The sequence below is a fragment of the Streptomyces fuscichromogenes genome, assembly GCF_014645815.1.
GTDB lineage: Bacteria > Actinomycetota > Actinomycetes > Streptomycetales > Streptomycetaceae > Streptomyces > Streptomyces fuscichromogenes.
In genome coordinates, this window is record NZ_BMML01000100.1 from 1 (window position 1) to 1,688 (window position 1,688).

At 65.8% G+C, this 1,688-nt stretch carries 1 protein-coding gene; it reads right to left on the reverse strand.

What is annotated here, in order from left to right:
• Positions 1–260: 260 nt before the first annotated feature.
• Positions 261–1,688: WD40 repeat domain-containing protein (locus IEZ11_RS50330; RefSeq protein WP_229714010.1), on the reverse strand; the 1,428-nt coding region annotated here is incomplete at its 5' end.

The following is a 1,688-nucleotide window of genomic DNA, read 5'->3' on the forward strand; positions in this document are numbered from 1 at the left end:
CACCGCTGACCAGCAAGTCCGACCTCACCCAAGACCCAGAAACCCGATTAGCTGCGGAACCCGGGCTGATCGGTTCAGCTGGGCTAGTTGAATGCTGCAGACGGTACTGCCAGTGCAGGAAGCCGGGTCGGTCTCGGCTGCTACGCAAGCGCGTCGTCCTCGTCGCCCACTCCCGCCGACCCCCAAAGCAACCCGTCGACGACAGTCTCTGGCTGATCAACGACTACGGAAATCATGATCCGCCGGACAAGCCTTAGTGCTCACTCGGGCAGATCTATATCAATCAAGGCGAATCCGGCAGTGGCGCCGACCAGAAGCCCCGACGTTCCCGCGCGGTTACCCCTGACCGCGAAGAGGGTGTGGAGAGGACTGGCTGTGACGATGCGGAGCAGGCACTGACGGGTAAGGGCGTCCCAAACCCGCAGGTTGCGGTCCTTGCCTCCAGTGGCCAGCAGCACTTGGCCCTGTGGGCCCACGAAGGTGATCAAGGAACTTACTGCGCTTCGGTGGCCCTGGAGCGGCTTTCCCACCGGTTCACCGATCAGTGGATCCCACACTGTCACGACCCCGTCGCTCCCGCCGATGGCAAGCAGCGAACGATCTGAGAGCCCGTCGAACGCGGCCAGGGCTCGTACCTGACCTTCATGACTCTGAATCGGTTGTCCGGCGGGATCGCCGGTTGCGGCGTCCCAGACACGTACCGCGCCGTCCTTGCCGCCAGCGGCAAGCAGAAGCCGACCTTCCGGCCCGTGAAAGGCAGCCAGGGCCGTCACCTCAACCCGGCGCTCGTTCACCAGTTCATAGGGCCTGGAACGGGTCAACGGATCCCATACCAGAATCGCTCCGTCCCGGTAGCCGGCGGCAAGCAGCGGCCGGTCCTCCGAGTAGCCGAACGTCACCAAGGCAGCCACTGAGCTTTGCTCGTCCCAGAGGAGCCGACTCGTCGGCTCGCCAGCCAGCGGATCCCATGCCCGCACCGCCCCGTCGCTCCCGCCGATGGCGAAAAGTGGCCGCCCGTCGGGCCCGTCGAACGCCACCAGCGCCCGCACCATGCTCTCTGGGCTCTGAAGCGGCTCAGCGGCCTCGCTGTTGGTCAGCGGGTCCCACACCCGCACCACCGTGTCACGACCGGCAGTAGCGAGCAGTGGCTGGTTCATCGGCCCGTTGAATGCCGCAACGGCCCGTACCCCGGCCATGTGGCCGCGCTCGACCGCACCTGCTTGGGCATTCAGCGGGTTCCATACCCGCACCACTCCGTCCCTTCCACCCGTGGCGAGCAGTGGCGTTCCGTGTGGACCGGGGAACGCCACAAGCGCCAACATGGAACCCTCGTAACCGTGCATCAGCTCAATGACCGGCTCGGCCGCCAGGGGATCCCAGAGGCGAACGACCCCGTCCGTTCCCCCCATGGCGAGCAAGGACCGATCATCGGGCCTGTCGAACGAGGCCATGGTCTTCGCAAGACCCCCACGGCCACGCAACGGCTCGCGGACCTCGGTACCGGACAGCGGGTCCCATAGGCGGACAGCTTTGCCCTTCTGACCCTTGCCGCCGATGGCAAGCAAGGTACGACCCTCGGAGTCGAGGAACGTTGCCAAGGCCCACACACCCAGTCTGTGAGCATGAATGGCCTTGCCGAGTTGGGTCCCGGCCAGGGGATCCCACACGCGGACGTATCCGTCGGAGCC